General features: G+C 59.2%; 17 protein-coding genes. 8 read left to right on the top strand and 9 right to left on the bottom strand.

Annotated elements, in window-relative coordinates:
* A partial coding sequence (locus EOS_RS20190; RefSeq protein ID WP_047848464.1) for a glutathione S-transferase occupies positions 1-490 on the top strand: 490 nt, incomplete at its 5' end.
* A 21-nt stretch (positions 491-511) separates the two neighbouring features.
* On the opposite strand, the gene EOS_RS20185 is transcribed toward EOS_RS20190, so the two are convergent.
* From EOS_RS20185 to EOS_RS20165, 5 genes are all read right to left on the bottom strand, one after another.
* On the bottom strand, positions 512-877 hold the full coding sequence (locus EOS_RS20185) for a response regulator (protein ID WP_047848463.1): 366 nt from the start codon (positions 875-877) through the stop codon (positions 512-514).
* 18 nt (positions 878-895) lie between these two features.
* Positions 896-1,855 carry a chemotaxis protein CheX gene (locus tag EOS_RS20180; RefSeq protein WP_047848467.1) on the bottom strand — a complete coding sequence of 320 codons (960 nt, stop codon included), beginning with the start codon at positions 1,853-1,855 and terminating at the stop codon, positions 896-898.
* Between the two features lie 30 nt (positions 1,856-1,885).
* Complete coding sequence (locus EOS_RS20175; protein WP_047848462.1) at positions 1,886-2,425, bottom strand: hypothetical protein; 540 nt, start codon at positions 2,423-2,425, stop codon at positions 1,886-1,888.
* An 8-nt stretch (positions 2,426-2,433) separates the two neighbouring features.
* Positions 2,434-3,156 (bottom strand): methyl-accepting chemotaxis protein, encoded by a 723-nt coding sequence (locus EOS_RS20170; protein ID WP_047848466.1) that lies wholly within the window; start codon positions 3,154-3,156, stop codon positions 2,434-2,436.
* A 70-nt stretch (positions 3,157-3,226) separates the two neighbouring features.
* Positions 3,227-5,593: an ATP-binding protein gene (locus EOS_RS20165; protein WP_047848461.1), complete on the bottom strand. Its 2,367-nt coding sequence runs from the start codon at positions 5,591-5,593 to the stop codon at positions 3,227-3,229.
* A gap of 563 nt (positions 5,594-6,156) precedes the next feature.
* On the opposite strand from EOS_RS20165, the gene EOS_RS20160 reads away from it, so the two are divergent.
* Positions 6,157-7,470 carry an MFS transporter gene (locus EOS_RS20160; RefSeq protein ID WP_047848460.1) on the top strand — a complete coding sequence of 438 codons (1,314 nt, stop codon included), beginning with the start codon at positions 6,157-6,159 and terminating at the stop codon, positions 7,468-7,470.
* Between the two features lies 1 nt (position 7,471).
* On the opposite strand, the gene EOS_RS20155 is transcribed toward EOS_RS20160, so the two are convergent.
* Positions 7,472-8,395, bottom strand: coding sequence for a LysR family transcriptional regulator (locus EOS_RS20155; protein ID WP_047848459.1), 924 nt, complete (start codon positions 8,393-8,395; stop codon positions 7,472-7,474).
* Between the two features lie 146 nt (positions 8,396-8,541).
* Here EOS_RS20155 and EOS_RS20150 point away from each other — a divergent pair, with 146 nt between their 5' ends.
* The 3 genes from EOS_RS20150 to EOS_RS20140 all read left to right on the top strand — a co-directional run bounded on the left by EOS_RS20150 (position 8,542) and on the right by EOS_RS20140 (position 12,174).
* Entirely contained in the window at positions 8,542-9,888 is a 1,347-nt protein-coding gene (locus EOS_RS20150) for an MFS transporter (protein WP_047848458.1), read from the top strand.
* Between the two features lie 22 nt (positions 9,889-9,910).
* On the top strand, positions 9,911-11,086 hold the full coding sequence (locus tag EOS_RS20145) for an L-rhamnonate dehydratase (protein WP_047848457.1): 1,176 nt from the start codon (positions 9,911-9,913) through the stop codon (positions 11,084-11,086).
* A gap of 86 nt (positions 11,087-11,172) precedes the next feature.
* Positions 11,173-12,174, top strand: coding sequence for a 4-hydroxythreonine-4-phosphate dehydrogenase PdxA (locus EOS_RS20140; protein WP_047848456.1), 1,002 nt, complete (start codon positions 11,173-11,175; stop codon positions 12,172-12,174).
* A gap of 121 nt (positions 12,175-12,295) precedes the next feature.
* Here EOS_RS20140 and EOS_RS20135 read toward each other — a convergent pair whose 3' ends face one another.
* Positions 12,296-13,252, bottom strand: coding sequence for an SDR family oxidoreductase (locus EOS_RS20135; protein WP_047848455.1), 957 nt, complete (start codon positions 13,250-13,252; stop codon positions 12,296-12,298).
* Positions 13,253-13,344: 92 nt separating this feature from the next.
* Between EOS_RS20135 and EOS_RS20130 the strand changes: the two genes are divergently transcribed.
* Entirely contained in the window at positions 13,345-14,241 is an 897-nt protein-coding gene (locus EOS_RS20130) for a LysR family transcriptional regulator (RefSeq protein WP_047848454.1), read from the top strand.
* 575 nt (positions 14,242-14,816) lie between these two features.
* Positions 14,817-15,959: a porin gene (locus EOS_RS20125; protein ID WP_047848453.1), complete on the top strand. Its 1,143-nt coding sequence runs from the start codon at positions 14,817-14,819 to the stop codon at positions 15,957-15,959.
* Positions 15,960-16,118: 159 nt separating this feature from the next.
* Here EOS_RS20125 and EOS_RS20120 read toward each other — a convergent pair whose 3' ends face one another.
* The gene (locus EOS_RS20120; protein ID WP_075645373.1) at positions 16,119-16,919 is read right to left on the bottom strand and encodes a winged helix-turn-helix domain-containing protein; all 801 of its coding nucleotides are present in this window, start codon (positions 16,917-16,919) and stop codon (positions 16,119-16,121) included.
* A 774-nt stretch (positions 16,920-17,693) separates the two neighbouring features.
* Here EOS_RS20120 and EOS_RS20115 point away from each other — a divergent pair.
* Positions 17,694-18,050 (top strand): hypothetical protein, encoded by a 357-nt coding sequence (locus EOS_RS20115; protein ID WP_047848452.1) that lies wholly within the window; start codon positions 17,694-17,696, stop codon positions 18,048-18,050.
* A 16-nt stretch (positions 18,051-18,066) separates the two neighbouring features.
* On the opposite strand, the gene EOS_RS20110 is transcribed toward EOS_RS20115, so the two are convergent.
* On the bottom strand, positions 18,067-20,277 hold a 2,211-nt coding region (locus tag EOS_RS20110; protein ID WP_047848451.1), incomplete at its 5' end, for a tetratricopeptide repeat protein.

Genomic DNA, 20,277 nt, shown 5'->3' with positions numbered 1-20,277 from the left:
AGTCCCCTGTCTGGTCCACGACGGCATCAAGGTATGGGACACGCTCGCGATCGCGGAGTATCTGAACGAGGTGCGCCCGAAAGCGGGGTTGATGCCAGCCGATCGGCGCATGCGCGCGCATTGCCGTTCTATTTGCGGAGAAATGCATTCGGGCTTTGCTTCGCTACGCTCTGCGTTGCCGATGAATATCAAAGCGCACTTCCCGAATTTCCCGATCTGGGCGCGTGCGCAGACGGACATCGAGCGAATCACGACAATCTGGCTCGAGTGCCTCAGGCAATATGACGGCCCCTATCTGTTCGGCACGCTAAGCGCAGCCGATGCGATGTTCGCCCCGGTCGTCACGCGTTTTGTCACGTATGACGTCAAGCTCGAACCGGAGATCGTGGCGTATTCGCAGCGCATTCTCGCACTGCCTGAGATGCAGCAGTGGATCGCGGACGCGCAGCAGGAGGTCGAGGAGATCGACGAGCTTGACGCGGAGTTTTGAAACTCGCTTTTGAAACTCGCGTTAGCTTGCCAGCTTCCTGAACGTCTCCAGCACGGCGTCGCCTTTGAACGGCTTGACGATCCAGCCCTTGACGCCGGCGGCCTTGCCTCGCTCTTTCATGGCCGGGCTGCTTTCCGTGGTCAGCATGATGATGTTGACCGTGGTGTTCACGAGTTCGCCGCGAATTTTCTCGACCATCGTCAAGCCGTCCATGTTGGGCATGTTGACGTCGCTGATTACGAGTTTGATTCCCGGGCTCGACTTCATCTTCGCGAGGCCGTCTTTCCCATCGACAGCGGTCTCCACGTCCAGCCCGTTTTTTCTCAAGAAACCGGCGACTTCGTCGCGCACCGTGCTGGAGTCATCGACTACAAGAATTTTCGACATGATTTTTCCCCTAAAGAATCAGAACAGATCCAGTTCGCCTGCTTCAACCACCGCGCCGATATCCTGCGTGACTTCACTGAAGTCCTCGGGTGACCAGCTCAGGTTGAAGATGAAGCGTTGATGAAGTTTTACCGTGTGGCCCGACTGTTCGTTGGTCAGGTGGTAGACGAAACACAACTGCGGGTTCGCGGTGCCGAACGAGATGTACTTCTGCTTGTGGTTGACCAGCAGAGGCACTTGCACCTGATTGCGCGCAAGCGCGTCCGCGTCGCCAAGGTAGCGGTTCTTGAACGAACCCCAGATCAGGTTGGTGATCTCGCCGAGCAGACTGTTCAGGTCGCGGAAATCCGCGGGAGCGTCACACATCTCGTGCCTGTCGAGCAGTTCGAGGATGGGCTGCTCTTCGGCCTGCATCATCATGTAACCGCGGCACCACGCGCTCTCCAGCGGAATCAGGCTGAACACCTCGCCGAAGATGATGCGATCCCGCACGATGCAGGGCGTGTCCCACGTGATGCTCACGTCCTTGAAGAGGCTGCTCAGGATCGACTCGGTGATTTCCAATATGCCGCGTACCAGCGCGTTCGGATACTCCAGGCTGAAGATATATTCGTCGATGACCCGGCGCAACGGCGCCATGTCGCCGGCAAGGTAAGCGGCGCACAGGACCCGGCGCATGCCTTCCGGCAGACCATCGAGCGTGGGACTCGATTCGCGGCGAATGATGATCGGCAGTTCGGGACGCACGGTGCTGATCTTGAGCGCTATCTCGGCGCTCTCTTCCAGAGAGCCGCCGTAGCTTTCGGAAAAGAGGATCGCGCCCAGATCGATATTCGATCGCAGCACCGACAGCAAGCGGTTCTTGCGTACCTTCAGGCCGACGAGATTGTGTTCGTCGCAGAAGCGCTTGATCGCGTCCGCGTGGGCTGGGCTATCGTCGAGGACCAGCACTTTGCTGACCGGCCTGTTCTGGTTCATATCGCTTGTCATCATGATGTTTGCGCCAAATTAGAACAACTCGAGCTCGCCGCTGCTTTCTTCAACGGCCGTCATGTCGGCAACGAAGTCGATGGGAGCATGCGCGCACACGCAGACCGTTGCGGCAAGCTGGACCGACTCATTGATGGTGATTGCGTATGACGAGAGATAGTCCGGTTTCAACTGTTCAAGGTGAGACAGGCAGCGGGCACTGAGCACGTACGGCGTCGACATCCCCAGATCCGGAAAGTACCGGAGCAGGTCCTGATTCACGGCTCCGCAGCACAGATTGCAGATTTCGAGGAGCGCGTCCTGGAGGGACACTTCGCTGGCCTCCTTGACGAAATATTCGCGTGTGCTTGCGTCGTCGTCGAAATGGAAAACCAGCAGCAGCCGGAACAGGATGGACGATATGGTCAGGATGATGACGTTAGCTTCGGGCCGCGCGCTGTCATAGCCTTGCGCCAGCGGGACGATGCCGCACGCGTCGTCCGGTTGCCGGGGAAGTCTCGATCGCGCCGCCCGGAGGAGGATGCCTTCGATACTGGCTTGTGCGTTGCTGCTGATCATTTCGATGCCTAATGAAGCCTTGCTTGAAATTGATCGGCAAGCACCTCGACGCTGCTAAGCGATGCGGTGATCATCTTCCCGCCCGCCTGGATGTCCTGGAACGTAGCCGTCGTTGTCAGGTCATTGCGGTGCAAACTGTCCCGGTAACTGCGCGACAGTTCTTCCGAGCGCGCTGCCAGCGCCCGCACTTCGCTTGCCACCACTGCAAATCCACGTCCGGCGGTTCCTGCCCGCGCAGCCTCGATCGATGCGTTGAGCGAGACGATCACCACATGCTTGACGATGGACGACAGCTCATGATTCTTCGCATGCATGTCCTGGTTCTGCGTCATCAGCGAGATCATCTGTTCGTGCCACCGCTCGAACGTAGCGGCGAGGCTCTTGAGGCGCGACGCTTCGCCTGCAATCCGCTTCGCCTGATCGAGCAACTGTTCCCTGTCCTCAAGGGCTGCCGCCAGCGCTGCACGGTCCTCGCCGGCCATCTTCAACTGCTTGGCGAGGTCCTCACGCAATTGGGCGAGCGAGGCTTCCAGCTCCCGATTCGTTTGCTCACCCTGATCGATCGAGGCGCTCTGCTGCGCATTGTTTTGCGATAGCGTTGTGATCCGGGCGTCCGTTTCTGATCGCAGCCGAGCGATTGCTCTTGCGCTATTCAACTTGTGCAAGGGCAGGGCGAGGATAGTGGTCACCACGCCGCCCGCCAGTGCCGCCAACAGATACTGTTCAATCACAATCAATCCTTCCGTGTTTCAATCGATGCGCCCAAGGGTTGCGAGCCACTTCTCGTATCCAGCATTCGCGTCAGGCTGAGATTTCGTCGGCCTCGCGTTGTGCTCGCGCGCCGCTACCATCCACGGCCAGGCTGTCCGGCAGGCACACAACGGTCTCGAACCGGCGGAACTCCGCGCCCTGATCGTCGTCTGTGAAGCGCAATCTGATGCTGCCGTTCTCACGCTTGAGGAAGTCGCGCACGGCGTCCATGCCTACACCACGGCCCGACACTTCCGTGACCTTCTCCGCGGTCGAGAATCCCGGACGGAAGATGAGCTCGGCGATTTCTTCGTCACTGGTCTTGTCGTCGCGGCCGATCCAGCCCCGTTCAATGGCGATGTTGCGAATCCTGCCTAAAGCCAGGCCGCGGCCGTCGTCTCTCAGCGTGATGCGCAGCGCTTCGTCGTCCAGGCCAGCTTCGATATCGATCGTGCCGCCCGATGTCTTGCCTTGGGCTGTGCGCACCTCAGGCATTTCGATGCCATGGTCCATGGAATTACGCAGCAGATGCATGAAGATGTTTTTCAGTGCGCCGCTGGCCTGACTGCGCAGCCGGGTGTTGTTGTCATGAATACGCACGACGGGCGCGTCCTTACCGAGTTCCCTGGCAAGCGAAGGCAACGAGTCAAGCACGCCGGAGAGCGCCTGGCCAATGCTTTCGGTTCCGAGCAGACGCAAGGTCTGATGCACTGCATCGCGCATCGCGATCAGGTCGTCGGGGTTGCCTACATTCATGGCTTCCAGCTCACGCAGGCTTTCCTGGATATGCTCGATGTCGATCGTCAGGTACCGCTCCGCGCTGCCGCTGTTACCCGGTCCCTTGCGGCCCAGGCTGACCTCGTTGATCTCGGCGTAACTCTCGACCACTTCACGCACGCGTGCCAGTTCTTGCGCCAACCCTTCCTGATCCCAGGGCCGCTGCGCGTCGGGCTGGCGCAGTTCATCGTAGCTCTGCTCCGTCTCGTGGACGATGTCCGTCAGGTACTGGAGGCTATAGGTGCGCGCGTTGCCCTTGATCGTATGCATGTTGCGGAACAGCTCGGCAATAGCGTCGCTGTTCGCTTGGGGATGCTCGCGAATGATCCGTTCGTTCTCGCTGATGAAGCTTGATGAACTCTCGATGAAATGGTGGAACTTCTGCTGGTTGATCGCGAGGATTTCGCCAATCATTTCCAGCCTGCGTTTTTGCTCGCTGGTCTCCGCGGCCAGCGCGCGCAGCTCGGTCACGTCGCGCACGCAGAGCATCAGGCGCACGATGGTGTCGGTCTCGTCGGTGATGGCGGACCAGCTCAGGTCGAGGATCTTGATCCGGCCGTCCGGCATGCGCTTCGCGGTTTCACGCACCAGCAGATGCTGATTGAACTCGAAGTTGATGCTGTCCTCTCCGAGACAGGCATGGCTTGCCGCGTCTATTTGCGACAGGACGTCGGAACCAAGATCGGTATCCGAGAACACCAGGTCCATGAGACCGCGGCCGGCAATGTCTTTAGTCTCGAAGATCGCTTCGAGATGCGCCGAGTACTCGGCATGAACGACGGCTCCCGACACGACCGTCAGGATGCCCTGCTGCATGTTTTGCAGCATGGCCTGGATGTCCGCGGTCTTCTGCTTGAGCAAGGCCGAGTTTTCCTGGATCTTTTCGATCATCCCATTGAACGCCACGATGGAGTGGCCGATCTCGTCCATCCGCCCGACGGGCACGCGGCGCGTAAAGTCCTGACTGGATGCGATCTCGCTCATCATGGCCTGCATGCGGCTTAGCGGACGCGTGATCTGGCGGTAGAGCAGCGCGCCGATAAAGGTCAGGAGCACGACGGCGATTCCGGTGACGATTGCGATAGCGGTGGTGGTCGTCGCAAGCGTACGGTTGAGCGTCGCGATCGCCTCGTCCTTCTCGCGGTTCTTCTCAATGCGAAGTGTTTCGACAATGCCTTCCAGTTCGTCGCGATACTGAGCAACGTTCGCGAACAGAAAAGCCTGCGCGAGCTCGTTCTTGCCCGCCGCTTTCATCTTCGCCGTGTCGTTGATGGCCGAGAAGTAGTTCTCGAGGCTGTCGTTGGCTTGAGCCACCAGCCCCACCTGAGCGTGGCTGTGCGCATCTCGTGCTTGCAAAGCCAGGGCCTGTTGCAAGGACGCTTTCTTCGCTTTCAGCGCGTCCTGCGCCTGGGCGACCACGTTGCCGTCCGGCGAATAAACGAGCGTCATGGTGGCGAGCTGCACGTCCTTGACCTGGGACACCAGGTCAGCGGAAGCCAGTGCGCTGGGCACCACGCCTTCCGTGACCTGCTTGACCTCGGACGCGCTATGCCGGGTCTGGTAGACGGCATAACCGCCTATCGCCGATAAAGCGATGAACATCAGGATGACCAATAACGTAATGCGATGACGAATAGTCATTTGAGAAACTCCACGGGCTACACTGGCGTATCGAGCCCCGACTAAGATCAGCTTGTTCTAGTGAAATACAGGGTTCTTTAAGAGACTCGAATAGTGTGGATTTAATGTTACTAATCTGTGACCGGTGGCAAAAATAACGGTGTTTTCCCTTGTGCCCGTTGCCAGGCGTGGCAAGTGCGCTATTCTTTTTTAGCGAAGAAATTGAATATGAAAAAGTCCTAAAGTTTTTTAAAATGCGGCCGTTAACCTCTGGCTATTAAAATTATTTAAAGCATTCAAAAAATGACTTAGTGTTTTTCAAGGACACCGTAAGCGCGCCTAAGGGAATGTAATTAGGGAACGCAATTTAAAACGGCATATTAAGCGAACTAAATGCGCTTTAGCGCACGTCGCGCTCGCAAGCCATCGTCGACGTATAAGTAAAAGGAATCGCCACATCAACTATTTTCACTAGACGGGTATCGCTGGATTGCACAGACTCTGTCTCCAACCGTTTCGGGAGGTAGGCGAAGCGGGAGTGCCTCACATAAAAAGTGCCTGAAGGCGCAATACTGGAGGAGACAATGTTCCATCGACCCAAAGTCAGCCGATCGATACTCGCGATCATGTGCGCGATGTCGTTCATCATGTACCTGGATCGTGTGAATCTCTCGGCGGCTGCCGGCGTGATTCGCGACGACCTGCATCTCACCAATACCGACGTCGGCGTCGTCTTCGCGGCCTTTGCCTACACCTACGCGATCTGCCAGGTGATCGGCGGCTGGCTAAGCGATCGCTTTGGTGCAAAGACCACGCTGATCGTCTGTGCGTCCATCTGGATCGTCGCCACGGTGGCGACCGGTTTCGCGGGCGGTGTCGTCACGCTGTTCTGCGCGCGGATGTTGCTGGGCGTTGGTGAGGGCGCGGCGTTGCCTGCGCAGGCGCGCGCGTTGACGAACTGGTTCCCGGCCGAGAAGCGCGGTTTCGTGCAGGGCCTCACGCACTCCTTCTCGCGTCTCGGCAATGCGCTGACACCACCGCTGATCGCGCTGCTGGTGGCGTTCGCATCATGGCGTGCGTCGTTCGTCCTGGTCGGTGTGCTGACTGCCATCTGGGTGTGCGTCTATGCGTGGTATTTCACCGATAACCCGCGCAAACATCGACACATGACGGCCGATGAAGCGCTGGGTTTGCCGCCCGAAGGCAAGGTCGTGGTCGAGAAGACCCGGGCGCCGATTCCGTGGCGGCTGCTGCTCAAGCGCATCGGTCCGACGATGATGGTGTACTTCTGCTACGGCTGGACCGGCTGGTTATTCTTCACGTGGTTGCCGACGTTCTTCATGCATGGCCGTGGTCTCGATCTGAAAAGCTCTGCTCTTTTTTCGGCCGGCGTGTTCCTCTCCGGCGTGGTCGGCAATACGGCCGGCGGTGTGCTGAGCGACCAGATATTGAAGCGCACGGGCAACGTGGTCAGTGCGCGGCGCAATGTCATCATCGGCGCGTTTCTCGGGGCGCTCGTGTTCCTCGCGCCGGTGTTGTTCGTGAAGTCGCTGCCGGTCATGGCCGCGTCCATGAGCCTGTCGTTCTTCTTCCTCGAGATGACCATCGGACCCATCTGGGCAGTGCCGATGGACATTACGCCGAAGCACGTGGGGATTGCGAGCGGTCTGGTGAATGCGGGGTCCGCGGTGGCGGGTATCTTTTCGCCGATCGTGTTCGGATTCGTGGTGGATCACACGGGAAGCTGGACGCTACCGTTTGCGGGCTCAATCGGGCTGCTCGCCATAGGCATAGTGACGACGTTCTTCATGCGCCCGGATATCGCGCTCCATACGGGCGTCGATCACGACGATGAAACCGTCGCGCACGAGATGACACTTGCTGATCGCCTGAGGTAGCTCAAGCACCGCGAATAGCATCGATCACGAGTTGAGTCGCGGGCCTGATCCGGCGATTCTTTCTAAGGATCAGCCCATAGGGTGCGAGCCGTCCGCGCAATGGCGTCGGCAGCGAGGTCATGGTCTTCAGCGCGACGTAGTACTGCGCCACCGAACTCGGCAACACCGCAAGCATGTCCGAGTCGCGCAACAGCGAGAGCGTGGTGAGGATCGACGAGGTCTCGACCGTGCTGACAGGCGGTGCGACGCGTGATTCGCGAAAGGTCTGGTCGATGATCTGGCGCATCGGGCTTGGATGCGGCTGCACGATCCACGGATACTGCGCCAACTCCGCAAGCTTCGGCCGCACTGTAGCGTTCGTAGCCGGATGCTCCGGCCGCGCGACAATCGACAGGGCCTCTTCCGACAAGGTTTCGAAACTCAGATCCAGCGCCGGAAACCCGTCCGGAATCCGCCCGATCACGATGTCGAGCTGGTCTTGCTGCAAGGCTTGCACAAGCACGTCGCTGGTATCGATCTGCACGGAAATCTGCAGGCGCGGGTGCGCCGCTTTCAACGACACAATGGCCTGCGTCAGCAGTTCCGGCGCAGGGGCCATCACAGCCCCAATGCGCACCTTGCCAATATCCCCGGCCTCGATTGCCGCCAGTTCCTCGCGCAGTTCGTCGAGGTCTTCGAATACCACGCGCGCATAACGCATCACGGCTTCGCCGAAGATGGTCGGCTCCATGCCGCGCGCGTGCCGCACGAAGAGCGACACGCCGACAGTGTCTTCCAGTTCCTGCAGCGCCTTGGTCGCCGCGGGTTGTGTCATAGCGAGTTCGTCGGCGGCGCGCCTGAGCGATTCGGTTTCCGACAGCGCCACCATGAGTTGCAGGTGGCGCAGGCGCAAGCGTTTGCGGATGGTCGAGGCGGGCGCGATCATGCGAGCGATAACTCCAGGGAATAGAGCGATGCGATTAATTCAGTAGTCAGTTATCGCGTAGTTTCGCACACTACGGGTATCCAACGACACGCACAAAAACCCTCGATTGAACGAGCCGCGTGCTACAAAACTCAGGAGACGAATCAATGATCGCGACACGCGATACGGCGCTCGACAGCGCTATCGGCAAGGCACGCTCGCGGCTGCTGCCGTTCCTGGTGCTGATGTACGTACTGGCCTTCATCGACCGTGCCAACGTAGGCTTTGCGAAAAGCGTCCTGCAGGCCGACACCGGCCTGAGCGATGTTGCATTCGCGTTCGGCGCGGGTGTCTTTTTCGTCGGTTATGCGATCTTCGAAGTGCCCAGCAACCTCCTGATGTACCGGTTCGGTGCGCGTGTCTGGATGAGCCGCATCATGGTCACGTGGGGCATTGTCTCGGCATGCACGGCGCTCGTTCACGACGCCACGAGCTTCTACGCGCTGCGTGTCCTGCTCGGGATCGCGGAGGCGGGCTTCTTCCCCGGCATCATTCTGTTTCTTTCAAGCTGGTTTCCAGCGAAAACGCGTTCGCAAACCATGGGCGCGTTCTACTTTGGTTTTCCACTTGCGCTGCTGCTCGGCAGTCCGGTATCGGGGTTGTTGCTCGATGCGTCGAACCCGTTCGGGCTGCATCCGTGGCAGTGGCTGTTCGTGGTCGAAGGACTGGTGGCTTCGGTAGTCGGTGTCATCGCGTATTTCTACCTGACCGATCGTCCCGCCGATGCTCGCTGGCTTAACGACTCGCAACGCCATGCGTTGAGTTCCGCGCTGCGCAACGAGGACGCACTCAAGCTCGCGCATGGACCGTCCTCGGTGCTCGCCGCCTTGCGCGATCCGCGTGTGCTCTTTTGCAGTTTCATCTACTTCACGGTGCAGATCAGCGTCTACGGCGTGGTCTTCTATTTGCCTACACGCATCGCAGGACTGACCGGCGGACACGTGGGTACGAAGGTCGGATTGATCACGGCCATTCCCTGGATTGCGGCCATAGCCGGGACCTTCGTCATCACTCGTATTGCCGACCGCGTGGGACATCATCGGACCTTTGCCGCCGCCATGCTCACGCTTGCGGCGCTGGGTATCGCGGCCTCGGCGATGACCGCATCGCTCACGCTGGCCGTCATTGCGTTCTGCGTTGCCGCCGTCGGATTCGTCTCGGTGCAGCCGCTGTTCTGGACCCTGCCGACAGGCTACCTCGGCGGCGCGGCCGCGGCGGGCGGCATCGCGCTCATCAATTCGATTGGCAACCTGGGCGGCTTTGTTGCGCCGAACCTGAAGGGACTGGCTGAGCGTGTGGTCGGCTCGCCGGAGGCGGGGATGTTGTCGCTGGCGGTGGTCGGGCTGATCGGCGCTGCCTTGCTGCTTGCCTTCAAGTCCGCTTCGACGCAGTCGGCCGGTTCTATCGATATCGATTCCACAGCAGCGCTTGGCGAACAACGGCCGAGCCATTAACTTCTTCGAGGAGAGTCAGAGCATGAAAATCAAGCATATCCGCACGCGTGTCTTTGAATGGAAAGGCAAGGTCGTACCGCCGCAGGCGCATTTCTGCACCAACGCCGTGGACATTCTCTACGAGCGCGGCGACGCGATGGGGTCGTTCCGCTTTCACGGCTGGCTCGTGGTGGAAGTGGAGTGCGACGACGGCACCATCGGCATCGGCAACTGTGCGCTTGCGCCGCGCATTGCCAAGCAGATCGTCGACGAATACCTTGCACCTATCGCGATTGGCGAAGATCCGTTCGACAACGAATATATCTGGCAGAAGATGTACCGGCGTACGCACGCATGGGGCCGTAAAGGGATTGGCATGGCCGCGATCTCGGCAGTGGACATCGCTTTGTGGGACATCATGGGCAAGGCGGTGAAGAAGCCGGTGTTCAAGCTGCTGGGCGGCCGCACGAAGGAAAAGATCTGGTGCTATGCGTCGAAGCTTTATAACAACGACGACCGCGACGTGTTCCTGGCCGAAGCACAAGGTTATCTCGACCAGGGTTTCACCGCGATGAAAATGCGCTTCGGCTACGGTCCGAAGGACGGACCGAAGGGCATGGCGAAGAACCTGGAACAAGTACGGCTGCTGCGTGAACTGGCCGGTGACGACATCGACATCATGGTCGAATGCTACATGGGCTGGACGCTCGAATACGCACGCCGCATGTTGCCGCGTCTGGCCGAATTCAATCCGCGCTGGATCGAGGAGCCTGTGATCGGCGACGACATCGAGGGTTATCAGGAACTGAAGAAAATGAACATCATTCCTGTGTCGGGCGGGGAACACGAATTCACGAGCTATGGTTTCAAGGACCTGCTCGAACGACGCGCGGTGGATGTGATCCAGTACGACACCAACCGCGTAGGTGGCATCACCGCCGCTCGCAAGATCAACGCAATGGCGGAAGCGTGGTCGGTGCCGGTGATCCCGCACGCGGGCCAGATGCATAACTATCACCTGACCATGTCGAGCACCGCGAGCCCGATGTCGGAATTTTTTCCGGTATTCGATGTTGAAGTGGGCAACGAGTTGTTCTACTACATCTTCGAAGGCGAGCCGCAACCGGAGAACGGTTTCCTGCAACTCTCCGACGAAACCCCGGGACTCGGCATCACCCTGAGCGACAAGTATCTGGACGACTTCAACATCATCGAGTGACGTGTTTACCGCCTGTGCGCTGGTCTATATCATCGGCTCGATCGCTATCGATCTGCGCCGCACACATTAAACATACGGTGAATCGCATGACACCTCGTATTGCAGTATTGCTGGGCGACCCTGCCGGAATCGGCCCCGAACTGATCGCGCGTTTGCTCGCGAAACCCGAGAACCGGGCGCGGGCCGACCTGCTCATCATTGGTGACCGGCGTGAGCTTGAGACCGGCATGGAGATTGCGGGACAGCGCTTCGAGTACACCGTCGTCGACAACGAGCAAAACGCGGCAACGGGCAGCGGCACCCCGTCGCTCATCGACTTTCGTCTGCCCGATGACGCTCCCTATGAACGCGCAATTTCCACCGAGCACAGCGGTCGCTATAGTCTCGAAGCATTCAAGCAGGCGCTTGCTTTGACGAAGGCAAACCGCACGCAAGGCATGCTGTTCGCGCCGGTCAACAAGACCTCGCTGCACATGGCGGGCATGGAGACTGGCGACGAGATGGAATGGTTCGCGGGACAGCTCGGTTACACCGGCGCGTTCTGCGAGTTCAACGTGCTCGACGAACTGTGGACCTCGCGCGTGACCTCTCACATGGCGTTGAAGGACGTGAGTGCGAAGCTCTCGGCCGAGCGGATTATTGGCGCGGTGCGGCTGATTCACGACGGGCTCATGCGCGCGGGCAACCCGAACCCACGCATCGCGGTGTGCGGCTTCAATCCGCATAACGGCGACAACGGGGCGTTCGGGCGCGAGGAGATCGACGTGATCGCACCGGCTGTCGACGAAGCGCGCAAGCTCGGTTATGACGCTCAAGGCCCGTTCCCGGCCGATACCATCTTCGTGCGTGCTCGTGACCAGAAAGCGTTCGACGGTGTGGTCACGATGTACCACGACCAAGGCCAGATCGCGATGAAGCTGATGGGTTTCTGGCGCGGCGTCACGGTGCACGGCGGCTTGCCGGTGCCCATAGCAACACCCGCACACGGCACGGCGTTCGATATCCACGGCAAGGGTCGCGCGGACGCGGGTGCGACGCAGAAGGCGTTCGATATCGTCACGCAGATGGCGCTTGCGCGGATGGGCTGACGAAGATGCGCACGCCCATTGATGCAATGCGCGTGCGCTTCCTGCAAACCGGCGACAACGAAGCGATCTGCCGCGACTTTTCAATGCGGTCGCGTTGTACGGGCTGTGACGAGGCAGAACTTTACGCGCAATGCAGCGAAGTCAGCGTGGTCCTGACCGCTTTGTCCCAAGGCGTGTGCGGTTCCTCTCCCAGCGCTTCCAACAGCGACGAATTCTCCATGCGTATAGGCTCCTTCCACAGATAACGCATCTCCCGCATCTCGCGGAACATCTCCGAGAATGGCGACATCACGGGCAGCACCCACCAGGGAAACGCACGCACCTTGAGGTTGGGCCGATCGACGCACCGTTTGATTGCACCGATCATCCGGGTGCCGTCGGCATCCCAGTGGCCCAGCATATGGTAGGTCGCGAAGACGGGCAGCCGATGTTCCTGTTCGATCAGACGCACCATGGTTTGCGCCACATCCGGCACATAGGCCCACTGATGTCCGATGCCAACCTTGCCCGGGTAGAACATGGCGCGAACGGGTTTGCCCGGTTTGACGAGACCTCCCGAGAACCAGCTATTGCCGTTACTGCCGGGTCCGAAAAAATCGCCTGCCCGCACAATAAGACTGCGTACGCCCTCCGAGCTTGCCGCTTGCAGGCGGCGTTCCAGCTCGACGCGGATCGCACCCTTATGCGTGAGTGGTTCCTGAGACGACGATTCGCGCAGCACTGGAAACGCGTTTGGGCCATAGTTATAAACCGTGCCGGGCAGCACAATCCTCGCGCCCGAGGCGCGCGCCGCAGCGATCGTGTTGTCGATCATGGGTAACACGAGCCCGGCCCAGTTGCGATACCCGGGCGGGTTGACCGCGTGAACAATGAGCTGCGTGCCGTCCGCAGCCGCGATGACGTCCTCACGAATCATCGCGTCGCCCTTGAGCCATTCGAAGCGATCGTCGCGTTCTTTCAAGGCGGCGGCATTGCGATGCAACGCGCGCACTTTCCAGCCTCGAGTAGCAAGTTGCCGCGCGACTTCGCCGCCGATGCTGCCGGTAGCCCCCAGAACCGATGCAATAGCCTGCGTCATCTTTGCCTCCCTGCTGTAGATGACGATTATTCTTGCGCAGGCGGCGGTTAAATGAAATTATCGATGCCAATGGAGCTGATATACATTTTTGTATGACCGAGACCGAACCGAGCTGGGATTTCTACCGTACTTTCCTGGGCGTGTTGCGCGAGGGTTCGCTCTCCGGCGCGGCGCGTGCGCTCGGGCTGACGCAGCCTACCGTGGGGCGCCATGTGGATGCGCTTGAACAAGCGCTGGGTTACGTGCTTTTTATCCGCACCCAACAGGGTCTTAGTCCCACGCAGAAAGCGTTGGCGCTGTGGCCTTTTGCCGAAGCGCTGGAATCGAATAGTGCTGCACTATTGCGTGCCGCATCGAGCCAGGGAGTGGAGGTGCGCGGCACCATCCGCATCACGGCAAGCGATGTCATCAGCGTGGAAGTGTTGCCGCCTATCATCACCGGGCTGCATGCCGCTTACCCGGAACTGGTTATCGAACTGATGTCGTCCAACCGGATTGAAGACCTGTTGCAGCGCGAAGCGGATATTGCCGTACGGATGCAGCGACCGAGTCAGGGCGTGCTGATCGCGCGCCGGATCGGCGACGTCGAGCTTGGCCTTTATGCGCACAAGCGTTACCTGGACCGTCGCGGCAAGCCGGCGAATATCGATGAACTGGCTAACCATGCGCTCATAGGCTTCGACAAGGAGACCGCTTTTATTCGCAGCATGAAGACGCAGCTACCGGAGCTGCGCCGGGAGCTGATGTCGTTACGCACCGACAGCGACCTGGCTTCGCTCGCGATTTTAAGGGCGGGGTTCGGTATTGGCATGTGTCAGGTCGGCCTTGCTCGTCGCAACCCTGACCTGATCCGCCTTTTTCCTAAGAAGATTTCGCTTCGGCTCGATACATGGCTAGCCATGCATGAGGACCTGCGCGACAACCCGAGCTGCAGGGTCGCGTTTGCGGCGCTGGCCGAGGGGCTTGAAAGCTACGTTCACGCGATTTAGCCAAAGTAAGCATTTTATTTGGCGGCAAACGCCCAAGGGCTGCATTCAACCACGCGGCCTTGGCGCGACCATCGAGCTGCGATGCACCCTTAGGAATCTTGAATAAAAATAGAAGAAGGCGGGCGAGGCAGCACCCGAGGATGCTGCCTCTGACTCACACGGAATGAAAATGTTTGGCAACAACTTTCACCTGGCACAGAGCTGAGGGGAAATATATCCGAACAGAAAATGAAATGTTAACAGAGGGTCTTACGGCATATTCCTGCTTTTCTGGACCTGGAATATGGCTTTTGGAATTTCCATGCCCGCATCGCTTGAATTGACGCCATCGACCTCGTCGGAACGCGTTGCGAGAACGTTTGCTATAAGGAAGCTAAGCTAATTTTTTATATACATAGAATAACTTATCAACTCTTACGCAAGAACAATCGGTAAGGTATGGCGACCAAATTTAATTAGGTGGAGTGCGTAGCGTATCGCTTTAGCGACAAACACTGAAAATTCATTTTTGATTTCCAGAAGACGTTTTATTGTCTGCTTCGCTTGATCCCATCAACGAACCAAGACATGTACCCATGACAAAAAAGATCGCTCTCTCGGTGGCTACTCTCGCTATCGCCTTTGCCAGTATCCAGGCCCATGCACAAAATTCTGTGACTCTGTACGGGATCATCGATACGGGCTTTACGTACACCCATAACAGCGGTGGATCCGCCTCCCAGTTCGCGATGACTTCCGGTAACGAATCGGGTTCACGCTGGGGCCTCAAGGGCGCGGAAGACCTGGGCGGTGGTCTCAAGACAATTTTCCAGTTGGAAAACGGCTTTAACTCGACGACCGGAAAACTGGGTCAAGGCGGCCGTGAATTCGGGCGCCAGGCGTTCGTCGGATTGTCGGGCACCAGCTGGGGTACCGTTACGTTAGGTCGTCAATACGACCCGGTGGTCGATCTGGTCCAGCCGGTGCAGGGTGACAACTATCTTGGCGGCGTTTTTACCTCGCCGGGCGACGTGGATAACGCCGACAACAGCGCTCGTTTCAACAACGCAATCAAGTGGGCGAGCCCGAGCTGGGGTGGCGTGACGGCTGAGGCAATGTACGCGCCAGGCGGGGTCGCGGGCTCGACGAGCAATGGCACAAGTTACGCCGGCGCATTGGCTTATAACAGCGGTCCGCTTGCTCTCGCGGCGGGCTACCTGCACATTGACAATGGCACTGCGGCGTCACGGGGAACCAGTTCGTCCACGTCTACGTCGGATTCGTTATTCAACTCCAACGTCAATCTTCACTACGAATCGGCGAAGTCGATCAACATTGCTCGCATCGGTGGCAACTACCAGATCGGCCCAGTGACGGTTGGCGCTTACGGCAGCTACTCGGACTATAAGCCGGATGCAAGTTCTGCATTCTCGACCGCTGAAAAATACAAAGTCGGTTCTGCCTACGCTGTCTGGCAAGTGTCTTCACCGCTTAGCGCGGAAATTGGTTACGTCTACATGAAGTCAAGCGGTGATTCCTCGGCCACTTACAATCAATTCGCTATTGCGGCGGACTATTTCATTAGCAAGCGTACCGACTTCTACGCCTTCGCCGGCTACACGCGTGCTAGCGGCTCCAACGGGCTTGGTGCGGCAGACGCCGTGGTCGGATCGACGGATACGGATTCGGGCAAGAATTCGCAAGCTGTCGTCACTGTCGGTATTCGCCACAAGTTCTGATCGTTGTTAGTGATGTGCCCGCAACGCATCGCGGGCATTCATGAATGAAGAGGTAATCCGATGACCGGACTGTTTCGATTGGGCCGGTCATTGGAGCAGAAGAAGGGAGATCGATCCTATCCTTTTCATAGGACCGTGCGAACCGGTCTGCGCATGCGCTCAGAGGGGTATTGCCTGCGGATGCGGGTCCGTTCGTAGCGACGCCGGCTGCGCTTGCAGCGTGGCATCCGGCTCGTCGAAATCGGCCGGATGTGAGCCAGTACCCGATGGACTGAAGACATAGCCCCGCCCGCGAATGGTCTGGATGAACCGGGGAAGCGAAGGATCGGGCTCCAACACCTGTCTGAGCCGCCAGACGAGTACGTCGAGCGAACGCTCGCTATAACCCGCCGGGGTGTCTCGCAGCTTGGCGACTATGGCGCGCCGGGAGAGCACCGTCAGTGGATGTTCCACGAACAGGCGTAATAGTGGGAATAGGCTCGGATGCAGCATGACCGGATGGCCGGCACGCGTAACCGCTTGCGCCTGGAAGTCGAGAGCGATGCTTCCCAACTGACATTTCCCGAGCCCTGGTAAGAACGATTGTCCATTTTGTAGCCTGCGCCGCAACACGTTCTGGATACGCGCGAACAACTCATGCGGATCGCAGGGCATTCTCAAGTAGTCTTCAGCGCCGAGTTCCAGGCAGATAATTGCATCGACTGCATCGTTTGGATGGCCGATCACGATAACCGGGGTATCGTGTCCCTCATTGTGCAAGGTTTGCAGGACGGCAGTGGCTTGAACGCTGGGCGAGCCGTCACGCAACACAATCAGCGACGGCATGTCTCGCTTCATGTACCGGATCAATGAGCGGCCGCCGTCAAGCACATATACGGCCATGCCACGATTTTCGAGAAAGTCACTTAGCATCCCGAAGGCGGCCGGATCGTCCCCAACAAACAAGATACGTGTATTCATCTCTTTCTCTTGACATGACTTTGGAGCTACCGCGAGATTGACAGCTCTATTAGTGCTTCAGGAATACGACAGCACGGCACCAACGGGAGCCTGATAGCCCTCGCGACGCGTTGCGGGTGATTACGATTAGGCGCACGCGCGGGCTCAGTACTCACCTCATGTCGACGCTCCAACACGCTAAAGGCTTTCGCCCAGTGCTCTAATGCGTGTTGTGAAGTTCGCGAATACCGTGGACGTTTCCGGACGAAGGAGAGTTTCCACCCGACCGATTGGTGCAAACAATCCGGACCGGGAAGCCAGCCTTCATTTTGCGGCTATCTTAGACTATCAAATATATCCAATGCATTAGGAATTCTAAATCTATAAGATATATACGGATTTTATAAGGATAGTCCCACCTTGAAGTAAGGGAAATCCTACAAAGGGTTAAGGATTTATCTTGGGGGCATACTTAATATTTTTCTCATGACAGAGAATGCTTGATTAAGATTTTTCTCTCTTATAAATATCAGGCTTCGCTTTCTTCACCTAGCGATGTCGCAAATACATCGCCTGGCGCCTGGCTTCGCCGCTACGCCGTTGACACCCATTTTTGCGGCTGAGTACGTCGCACCCGTTGGGTCATGCAATTCAAATCGATCGCAGCTCACTTTCTATCGATAGTAATTTTGAACATGTAGTTTACGACCTCAAGGTCAAGAGGTCTCGACCTGCAAGTGTTTGCGAGCATGATCCGCCAATCGTTGAACCTGACGCCTTTTAGAGGTGCAGCCAATGAAAGTCCTGCTTAATACCGTGCATAGCCTTGTCTGGCCTGCTGCCTTCCTGTCCGCCACGTTGTTCGCCGTCGACGCGCGCTCTGATGAGCCCTGTCCGCAACTGGTCGAGTCGCGGGCAGGCAGCGTTTTTAATATGTCTGCTTTTATCAAAGACAATGGTTCGCCGGAGGCAGCACTCGACACGGCACGCGCGGCGGTATCGAAAGTGAATAAGGGTGGCGGATGCGGCATCTTCAGCAACGTGGCCGCCTGCGAGGAAACGCTCACTTTGGCGGCCGTTGCCATTACTGCGTTGCAGGCTTGTATAGCATCGCCGATACATCGGAATTCGCAGAATACAGCCCGGGACTGACCCGCAGGCCTCTCGCTTACGCGGCCAGTGCTTCGACCACAGCCGGCAGGAAGCTACGAAAACCGGCATCTGCCAGGGCATCGCGCACGCATTCGAGGCTACACCGCAAGGCTTCGTCAGGACGGCCTTGCAATGCGGCGGCAAGCGCTCGCCCGCGGGCTGCAAACAGGTCGGCCCATGGCAGCGGCTCTGCGCGAGTGTAGCTATCAAGTGCTGCGACGTAGCTCAGTGCTCCTGCTGCATCGCCGGCTGACAGCATCGCTTCGATCGCGTCGCGATAAAACCAGAGGTGGTTATGACCGACCGCTCCACGGCTCAACAAACTGGCGCCGTCGGTCAGCACCTGTACGCGCTCGACGTTGTCTTCGACCGCGCGGCTCAGCGCGCCCAGCGCCTTGGGCGCGCTGAACTGAGTACCCACCTCGCGGCAGATCGCCAGCGCTTCGCGCAGCAGGACGGCGGCTTCGCGCCGGTGGCCATCGTCGATCAGCAGGCGTGCCCGCATCTCCAGGTTCTGTGCCTCGAAGCGCCGCGCACCCAGTTGACGGATCAGGCGCATCTCACGGTCGAGATGGGCCCGTGTTGCTTTGGCGTCACCCAGTTCGTAACTGGCGAAGACGCCTATCGTCTCACTCAGCATCTCCGCACGTGGCTGACCGACCAGCCCGGCTGCGCGCGCCGCGGCGAGCCCGTCTTCGCGTGCCTGCCGCGCCTCGTTGAGATAGATGCGGCTGAACCCCACCATCGAACGATTGGCGACCTCGATGCGGCCGAAGCCGTGTTCGCGGCTCAACGCGACGCAGCGGCTGAAGTACTCGAAGGCCGAGCGCATCCGTCCTTGCGCATAGGCGGCGTCGGCGAGTCCCCCGAGCGCACGCGCCTCCGCTTCGGGCAGTCCCGAACGGCGCGCGTAGACCAGCCCCTGTTCGTGCCCGCTGCGGCACTCTTCAATCTTGCCAAGCGGAAACAGGATGTTGCCGCGCAGGTGATGCAGGCGCGCAAGCTCGGGCACCATGTCGTGGCGTTCAGCCGTCTGTCGCGCCTCATCCAGTAGCGCGAGCGCTTCGGCAAGCCCCTCGTTGACCCGCAGGCCTTCCGCGAGCCCGAGTTGCGACTGGCAAAGGCTCGTTTCATCCGGCGCGGCTGCCACGGCCGCCCGGTACGTTGCGATGGATTCCACAATGTCGCCGAGGTCGCGCTGCAATTCTCCCTTCAGGCACATCAACGCATGACGATCCTCGTTGTTGTGCGCAATGTCGAGGCCGCGTTGAACGAGGCGCAGCGCTGCGTCGGTAAAGTAGGCTGCACGCTGAACCGTTGCCGCGTCGAGGTAGGCGCGCGGTGCCTGCTCGTCTTCGGCGCGATCCAGATGCTGGGCGCACAGCACAGGGTCGTTCGGCGCAAACCATCCTGCTGCCCGCCGATGCAGTTCTCGCCGGCGTGCGCGCAACGAAGTCGAGTACGCACCTTCCTGGATCAACGCATGCGCGAAGAGAAAATCTTCGCCTTCCGGGAGCACGAGTGCATTGGCGACGAGTCCGTCGCAAACGTAATCCGGCTGGTCGATGAGGTGCCGCAGCAGCGCCAGGCCGAAGCGCTGGCCGATCACGGCGGCGGCCTGGAACGCCTGACGATCGAGCGGCGCGAGGCGGTCCATGCGTGCGAGAACCAGGCTCTGGATGGTGGCGGGGACCGATTCGCCGCTTCCTTCCTCGGCATTGCGCAAGAGTTGCTCGAGAAACAGGGGATTGCCGCCTGCCCGGGCTATACACGCCAGAGCAATGCGCTGTGTCGCGTCGACGAAGGTGCCGGCAAGGGTCATTGCTTCGTCGCTTCGCAGCGGACCGAGATCGATGGTCGTGAAGGGCGTGCCGCGGCAGCTTGCCCGCCACGCGGCATCGAGCGGATCGCTGTCGACGCGGGAAGTCATCACGAGCAGTCCAGGACCGCGGGCAACCGCCGTGGCGAAGGCGGACAGGTAGCCCATTACCTGTGGATCCGCCCAATGCAGGTCTTCCACAATGATCATGGTTGGCCCGTTCCCGCACGCATCCGCCGCGAGCGTCTCGACGACCGCACGCTTGCCGCGGTTGCGCACGGCATTGTCCATGGCATCGTAGAGCGTGTGCCATTCGCCAGCCTGGGGCAGATCGAGCAGGTCGTGGAGGAACACGACCTGCTCCGGCCCGAGGACCCCGGACGCGGCGGCCCGCGCAACGGCGTCGCC

The organism is Caballeronia mineralivorans PML1(12) (assembly GCF_001028175.1).
Classification (GTDB): Bacteria; Pseudomonadota; Gammaproteobacteria; order Burkholderiales; family Burkholderiaceae; genus Caballeronia; species Caballeronia mineralivorans.
Note: the sequence above shows the minus strand (reverse complement) of the source record. Positions and strands in the feature narration are given on the sequence as shown.

What these genes read in the sequence shown, in the direction of transcription:
- EOS_RS20185 (WP_047848463.1), bottom strand. Translation starts at nt 877, where the DNA reads ATGTCGAAAATTCTTGTAGTCGATGACTCCAGCACGGTGCGCGACGAA.
- EOS_RS20180 (WP_047848467.1), bottom strand. Translation starts at nt 1,855, where the DNA reads ATGAACCAGAACAGGCCGGTCAGCAAAGTGCTGGTCCTCGACGATAGC.
- EOS_RS20175 (WP_047848462.1), bottom strand. Translation starts at nt 2,425, where the DNA reads ATGATCAGCAGCAACGCACAAGCCAGTATCGAAGGCATCCTCCTCCGG.
- EOS_RS20165 (WP_047848461.1), bottom strand. Translation starts at nt 5,593, where the DNA reads ATGACTATTCGTCATCGCATTACGTTATTGGTCATCCTGATGTTCATC.
- EOS_RS20160 (WP_047848460.1), top strand. Translation starts at nt 6,157, where the DNA reads ATGTTCCATCGACCCAAAGTCAGCCGATCGATACTCGCGATCATGTGC.
- EOS_RS20155 (WP_047848459.1), bottom strand. Translation starts at nt 8,395, where the DNA reads ATGATCGCGCCCGCCTCGACCATCCGCAAACGCTTGCGCCTGCGCCAC.
- EOS_RS20150 (WP_047848458.1), top strand. Translation starts at nt 8,542, where the DNA reads ATGATCGCGACACGCGATACGGCGCTCGACAGCGCTATCGGCAAGGCA.
- EOS_RS20145 (WP_047848457.1), top strand. Translation starts at nt 9,911, where the DNA reads ATGAAAATCAAGCATATCCGCACGCGTGTCTTTGAATGGAAAGGCAAG.
- EOS_RS20140 (WP_047848456.1), top strand. Translation starts at nt 11,173, where the DNA reads ATGACACCTCGTATTGCAGTATTGCTGGGCGACCCTGCCGGAATCGGC.
- EOS_RS20135 (WP_047848455.1), bottom strand. Translation starts at nt 13,252, where the DNA reads ATGACGCAGGCTATTGCATCGGTTCTGGGGGCTACCGGCAGCATCGGC.
- EOS_RS20130 (WP_047848454.1), top strand. Translation starts at nt 13,345, where the DNA reads ATGACCGAGACCGAACCGAGCTGGGATTTCTACCGTACTTTCCTGGGC.
- EOS_RS20125 (WP_047848453.1), top strand. Translation starts at nt 14,817, where the DNA reads ATGACAAAAAAGATCGCTCTCTCGGTGGCTACTCTCGCTATCGCCTTT.
- EOS_RS20120 (WP_075645373.1), bottom strand. Translation starts at nt 16,919, where the DNA reads ATGAATACACGTATCTTGTTTGTTGGGGACGATCCGGCCGCCTTCGGG.
- EOS_RS20115 (WP_047848452.1), top strand. Translation starts at nt 17,694, where the DNA reads ATGAAAGTCCTGCTTAATACCGTGCATAGCCTTGTCTGGCCTGCTGCC.